At 70.9% G+C, this 6356-nt stretch carries 4 protein-coding genes; all 4 read right to left on the reverse strand.

All coding sequences use genetic code 11. The features are described from left to right. Window positions 1-88: 88 nt before the first annotated feature. The 4 genes from ACTJJP_RS05505 to ACTJJP_RS05520 all read right to left on the reverse strand — a co-directional run bounded on the left by ACTJJP_RS05505 (window position 89) and on the right by ACTJJP_RS05520 (window position 6270). On the reverse strand, window positions 89-1906 hold the full coding sequence (locus ACTJJP_RS05505; RefSeq protein WP_440774013.1) for an ABC transporter ATP-binding protein: 1818 nt from the start codon (window positions 1904-1906) through the stop codon (window positions 89-91). Then, window positions 1903-3759, reverse strand: a complete 1857-nt coding sequence (locus ACTJJP_RS05510) for an ABC transporter ATP-binding protein (protein WP_440774014.1) — start codon at window positions 3757-3759, stop codon at window positions 1903-1905. Before ACTJJP_RS05510 ends, ACTJJP_RS05505 begins: the two co-directional genes overlap by 4 nt. A gap of 379 nt (window positions 3760-4138) precedes the next feature. Beyond that, window positions 4139-4636 carry a methylated-DNA--[protein]-cysteine S-methyltransferase gene (locus tag ACTJJP_RS05515; protein WP_440774015.1) on the reverse strand — a complete coding sequence of 166 codons (498 nt, stop codon included), beginning with the start codon at window positions 4634-4636 and terminating at the stop codon, window positions 4139-4141. Beyond that, entirely contained in the window at window positions 4633-6270 is a 1638-nt protein-coding gene (locus tag ACTJJP_RS05520; protein WP_440774163.1) for an AlkA N-terminal domain-containing protein, read from the reverse strand. The genes ACTJJP_RS05515 and ACTJJP_RS05520 overlap by 4 nt, the downstream gene beginning before the upstream one ends. Window positions 6271-6356: the final 86 nt, after the last annotated feature.

A 6356-nucleotide genomic window follows, 5' to 3' on the forward strand; every position in this document is an offset into this window, starting at 1 on the left:
GGGAATGGGTGCCAGAACAATCGCACGGGCGAGACGACGGATGCCACGCACCCCGCGCGGCGCGGGGGCGTGGCATCCGGGGTTGCGATCAGACGAGCGACTCCCGCCAGGCGGCGTGGAGTTGGGCGAACTTGCCCGTGCCCGCGATCAGGGCCGCAGGGCTGTCGTCCTCGATGATGCGGCCGTGCTCCATCACGAGGACCCGGTCGGCGATCGCCACCGTCGACAGGCGGTGGGCGATGATGATCGCGGTGCGGTCCGCCAGCAGCGTCTGCAGGGCGTTCTGAATGAGACGTTCGCTCGGAATGTCGAGCGACGCCGTCGCCTCGTCGAGGATCAGCACCGCCGGGTCGGCGAGGAACGCCCGCGCGAACGAGATCAGCTGGCGCTGACCCGCCGAGACGCGGCCACCCCGCTTGTTCACATCCGTGTCGTAGCCGTCGGGCAGCTTCTGGATGAAGCCATCGGCGCCCACGGCCCGAGCGGCCGCGCGGATCTCGTCCATCGAGGCGTCGGGCTTGCCGAGGGCGATGTTGTCGGCGACCGTCCCGCTGAACAGGTACGCCTCTTGCGTGACCATCACGATGGCGCGGCGCAGGTCCTTCGGGTGCAACCGGCGCAGATCGACGTCGTCGAGGGTCACGGAGCCCCGGGTCGGGTCGTAGAACCGCGACACCAGTTTGGCGAGGGTCGACTTGCCCGCGCCGGTCGTCCCCACGAGCGCGATCGTCTGCCCGGCGGGGATGTCGAGGGAGAAGTGCGGAAGGATGACGCGGTCGTCGGAGTAGCCGAAGGTGACCTCGTCGAAGCGCACGTGCCCCTTGGCCGTCCAGAGGTCGACCGGGTCGCGGGGGTCGGGAACGGTCGGCTCCTCTTCGAGGACGCCGGACACCTTCTCGAGGGCGGCCGTGGCCGATTGGTAGGAGTTCAGGAAGAACGCCACCTCCTGCAGCGGTGAGAAGAAGTTGCGCACATAGAGCACTGCCGCGGTGAGCACACCGATCTCGAGCGGACCCGCGATCACCCGCCCACCGCCCCACAGCAGCACGATGGCGACCGAGACGGCGGCGACGGCCATGATGCCGGGCTCGAACGTTCCGAAGAGCTTGATCGAGCGCATGTTGACGTCGCGGTAGTCGGCGGCGAGCGTGCCGAAGTCGTCGTCGTTGCGCGGTTCTTTGCGGAACGCCTTCACCGCGCGGATACCCGTCATCGTCTCGACGAACTTCACGATGACCTGCGCACTGATCACGCGGGACTCCCGGTAGATCACCTGCGACCGCATGTAGAACCATCGCATGAGCAGGTACATCGGGATGCCCATGACGGTGAGGATCAGCCCCGACTGCCAATCGATGAGGAACAGCGCGACGAGGGTGAACACACCGTAGAGCACGCCCGAGACCAGCTCGTTCAGACCGCCGTCGAGCAGTTCGCGGATGGTGTCGAGGTCGCTCGTCTGACGAGAGATGATGCGGCCCGAGGTGTACGACTCGTGGAACTCGAGGCTGAGCTTCTGCGTGTGCAGGAAGATGCGTTTGCGCAGGTCGAGCATCACCGCCTGCGTCAGCCGGGCGGCGACGACGACGTACCACCCGATGAGCACGGCTCCGCCGATGCCGGCGAGCAGGTAGATGCCGACGACGCCGATCGTCGGCATCCAGTCGCTGCGCTCGATGACGGCGGGCAGGGCGTTGTCGATGCCGAAGGCGATGAGCGCGGGGCCGGCGACGCGGAGCGCCGTCGACACCACCAGCACGACCGCGGCGAGCACGAGCTGCATGCGCAGCGGTGACACGAGTGTGCCCAGCAGGCGCAGCGAACGCTGACGGATCGCCCGGCTCTCGACACGGGTGTAGTCGGAGCGGTCTTCGCCGCTGGTTCCGGAGACGGTCGCGGTGGTCATCGGGTCGCCTCCTTCTCGGTGCGGGCGCCATCGGGGATCACGGGGATGGCTCCCGTGCGGGCTTCGCGCTCGGCCTCCTCGAGGCTCGAGATGACGTATCGGTAGTGATCGCTCTCGCGCAGCAGGTCGGAGTGCGTGCCGACCGCGGTGATGCGTCCGTCTTCGAGCAGGGCGACGCGGTCGGCCAGGGTGACCGTCGACGGCCGGTGCGCGACGACGAGGGCGGTGGTCTCGCTCAGCACCTCGCGCAGAGCGTCTTCGACCAGGGCCTCGGTGTCGACGTCGAGCGCAGACAGCGGGTCGTCGAGCACGAGCACGGCCGGTCTCGCGGCGACGGCGCGGGCGAGGGCGAGGCGCTGGCGCTGGCCGCCCGACAGGCTCAGGCCCTCTTCGCCGATGACGGTGTCGAGTCCGTCGGGCAGGTCGTAGACGAAGTGCGCCTGGGCGACCTGCAGCGCTTCGCGCAGGATCCCTTCCGACTCGGGCGACCCGGGCACGAGGTCCTCGCGGCCCAGGAGCACGTTGTCGCGCACCGTCTGCGAGAAGAGGGTCGCGTCCTCGAACGCCATCCCGACGTGACGGCGGAGCTCGGCGAGCGTGAGGTCGCGCACGTCGACGCCGTCGATCAGCACGCGGCCACCCGTGACGTCGTAGAGGCGACCGGGCAGGGTCGTGAGCGTCGTCTTGCCGGAGCCGGTGAGCCCCACGAGGGCCATCGTCTCGCCCGGACGCAGCACCAGGTCGACGCCGTCGAGCAGGTCGCGCTCGGTGTCCGCGGCATCCTGGTACCGGAAGTGCGCCCCCTCGAAGGTGAGCTCCCCTCGCGGCTCCGCGAGCGTGCGCGGGGTCTCGGGGTCGACGATGGTGTTCTGCTCGTCGAACACCTCGAAGATGCGGTCGGTCGCGGTGCGCGCGTCGAGCAGGAACGAGAACAGGAAGCCGATCGACTCCATCGGCCACCGCAGCACCGTGGCCATGGCGAAGAACGCCACCAGCTCGGCGACCTGCAGCTGGCCCAACTGGGTCAGCACGATGCCCGCTCCGAGGCACACGGCGAAGGCGATGTCGGGCAGCAGCACGAGCCAGAACCAGATCCAGCCGACCGCACGGGCCTTGTCGATCTCGGTCTCGCGCAGCGACTCCGCCTGGCGGGTGAACTTCTGCAGCGCGTGCTTGCCACGGCCGAAGGCCTTGAGCACACGGATGCCGTGAACACTCTCTTCGACCGAGGTGGCGAGGTCGCCCGCCTGGTCCTGGCTCTGGCGGGTGAGCGCGCCGTAGCGCTTCTCGAATCGGAATCCGACGTAGATGACCGGGGCCGAGGTGACCAGGAACAGCGCGCCCAGCAGCCAGTGCCAGCGGAAGAGCAGCACCGCGCCGATCATGATCGTGAGCATGTTGACCACGAGCAGGATGACCCCGAAGGCGAGCCAGCGGCGGAGCATGCTGATGTCCTGCATCATGCGCGACAGCAACTGCCCCGACTGCCACCGATCGTGGAAGGCGACCGGAAGCCGCTGCAGGCGCGAGTAGAACGACTGACGAAGGTCGTATTCGACCTTGGTGGCGGGCGCGAGCACGAACCAGCGGCGCAGCCACACCATCGCGGCTTCGGCAAGGCCGAGCCCGAGCACGGCGAGCGACCCCCACACCAGGGCGCCCGGATCGAGCGAGGCGATCGGGCCGGCGACGATCTGCTCGAGCACGAGCGGGATGGCGAGCGCGAGAAGACTCGCGACGAGCGCGGTGACGGCGCCGGCGATGAGGCGGGGCAGCACGGGACGCGCGATGGGGAGCAAGCGTGCGAGAGCGCGCGGTGTCGACAGGCGGGGTGGCGGCGAAGCGGTGGTCATGATCCTCGTGGGGTCGAAGCGGGCGCCGAGGTGGAGGCGCGGGAAGGGATGCCGGGGGCGCGACGAAGATCGTCGGTCGGGGCGGTGCCGGTGCGCCGGGCGCCGGAGCGCGACGCGGAAGCCCTAGTGGCGTCGGCCGGGACGCGCAGCAACGGAGGGCGCGGCGACCGGGACGACGGGGGCGTCGATTCGGTACATGGCATCCTCCTTCATCATGTGGAGCTGCCGCCGGGGGGACGTCAGCCCTCCAGAGTATCCCTGAGAGATCGCTGGGGGCAAGAGCGTCTTCGCCGCCCCGCGGTACAGCCCGGTCTCGATCCCGACACGCGACGGGCGCTCAGCCGCCGACTCCCGGAGTCGCGGACATGTGCCCGCGGCCTCACGCCGCTCGCTCCCGGGAGAGCAGGCTCTCTTTCACGCTCGTGCCCCACGCGAAACCGCCCATGCTGCCGTCTGCGCGCAGTACGCGGTGACAGGGCACGAAGAGCGCGACGGCGTTGCGCGCACACACGGATGCCGCGGCACGCACGGCCGTCGGCGAGCCCAGTGCCGTGGCGAACCCGGTGTATGTCAACGGAGCACCCGGCGCGATCTCACGCAACGCCCTCCACCCCGCGAGTTGCATCGTCGTCCCCCGCTGAGCCACGGCGACCTCGTCGATCGCCGCGAGGTCGCCGCCGTAGTAGGCGTGCACGGCGTCTGCGGCCGACGTCTCGCCCACGACGATCTCGGCCGGTCGCTGAGCGGGGCGCAGCCGGGCGAGAACGGCGTCGATCTCGGCGGTCCACCCCGACACGATGACGCGATCGGCGTCGTCGGTGAGGATGGCGAACGGGCCGTCGGGGGTGTCGACGAACTGGAGGATGGCGGCGGTCATGCGGGGGTCTCGCTCTCTGTCTCGGGACGGGATGCCGGGGAATCGGCGGGGATCTCGACGGCGAGGCCGGTGACCACGATGTCGGCGCGCCCGCCGCGGGGCGCCCGGCGCGGTCGCGGCACATCGGCCACGGCCGCTGTCTCAGCCGGCGCACGCCACGCCTGCGTGACCGGGGCGGCGTACCAGTAGTGCGCCATGGCGTAACTGCGCCACGGGGCGAGGCGCTCGGACCACGCCGCGAAGCCCCGCGGGTCGGACGGCAGCCCGAGCGCGGCGGCACCCGCGCGCGCCGCGACATCGCCGGGAAGCAGGACGTCGGGATCGCCGAGGACACGCATGCGAACGTAATCGGCGGTCCACGGACCGATCCCGCGCATCGCGAGCAGCCGCTCGCGCTGTTCGGCCCCGTCGTCGCCCGGGCTGAGGCGGAGGCGACCATCGGCGAGGGCGCCCGCCGCCTCGACGATCGCGCGCATCCGCGCCGCTGGTCCGCGGAGCACCTCCAGCCCGCGCTCGGCGATGACGGCCGGCTCGGGGAACAGTGTCATCGGCTCGGGCCCCACCGATACGGGCTCTCCGAGTTCGGTCGTCAGGCGTCCCTGCATCGTGCGGGCGGAGGCCACGCTGATCTGCTGACCGATCATGGCCCGCAGCAGCATCTCGCCGGCGTCGATCGCGCCCGGAACCCGCACCCCCGGAATGGCCGCGACGGCAGGGGCCAGTTCCGGATGCTGTGAGAGCGCCTCGTCGACCGCCAGCGGGTCGGCGTCGAGATCGAACAGGCGCCGCACCCGCGCGATGAGGGTGCCGAGGTCGGCGAGGGCCGACAACCGTGCCCGCAGACGCAGGCGCCCGTCATCGGCGAGACGCACCTCGAACCACGCCGGACCACCCGGCAGACGCACGACGCGCGCGAAGGAGCGGTCACCGCCCACCTCGACGCCCGGGACGGCGTGCGCCCGCATCCAGCCGAAGAGACCGACCGTGTCGATGGGCCCGCGGACGGGTAGCGCCAGGTCGATCTCGCCCGCCGAGGCCTCGACCCCCGATGCGTGGGAGCGTCGCGCGCGCAGGTCGCGCGGCGGCATCCCGAACACCTCTCCGATGGTGTCGGTGAACTGCCGCACGCTCGAGAATCCCGCTGAGAAGGCCACGTCGGCCGACGACAGGTCTGTGCCCACCAGCAGGGCCCGCGCGGTGTGCGCGCGATGGGCGCGGGCGAGCGCGAGGGGCCCGGCGCCGAGCTCGGCCTGCAGCAGTCGGGTGAGATGCCGGGTCGAATAGCCCAGCCGGCCGGCGAGCCCGGGCACGCCCTCGCGGTCGACGACGCCGTCGGCGATGAGTCGCATGGCGCGCGCCACGACATCTCCGCGGACGTCCCACAGCGGCGAGCCCGGCGCGGCCTCGGGCAGGCACCGCTTGCACGCCCGGTACCCGGCCTCGTGCGCGGCGGCCGAGGTCGCGAAGAAGGTGACGTTCTGCTCCTTCGGGGTGCGCGCGGGACAGCTCGGGCGGCAGTAGATGCCCGTCGTGCGCACCGCGGTGACGAATTGTCCGTCGAAGCGACGATCGCGCGACTGGATGACGCGGTAACGCTCGGTGAAGCCGGAAGCATCGACGGTGGTGGGGGTCATGGCATCCACCCTGCCACCGACCTCCGACATCGGCTGGCGGAAATCGGACACGGCCGTGACGACGGCGGCATCCGGAACGCACCGCG

The organism is Microbacterium sp. 22296 (assembly GCF_052045385.1).
Lineage (GTDB): Bacteria > Actinomycetota > Actinomycetes > Actinomycetales > Microbacteriaceae > Microbacterium.

Excerpts from the sequence above, each read along its gene's own strand:
- ACTJJP_RS05510 (WP_440774014.1), bottom strand. The coding sequence starts at position 3,759 with ATGACCACCGCTTCGCCGCCACCCCGCCTGTCGACACCGCGCGCTCTC.
- ACTJJP_RS05515 (WP_440774015.1), bottom strand. The coding sequence starts at position 4,636 with ATGACCGCCGCCATCCTCCAGTTCGTCGACACCCCCGACGGCCCGTTC.
- ACTJJP_RS05520 (WP_440774163.1), bottom strand. The coding sequence starts at position 6,270 with ATGACCCCCACCACCGTCGATGCTTCCGGCTTCACCGAGCGTTACCGC.
- ACTJJP_RS05505 (WP_440774013.1), bottom strand. The coding sequence starts at position 1,906 with ATGACCACCGCGACCGTCTCCGGAACCAGCGGCGAAGACCGCTCCGAC.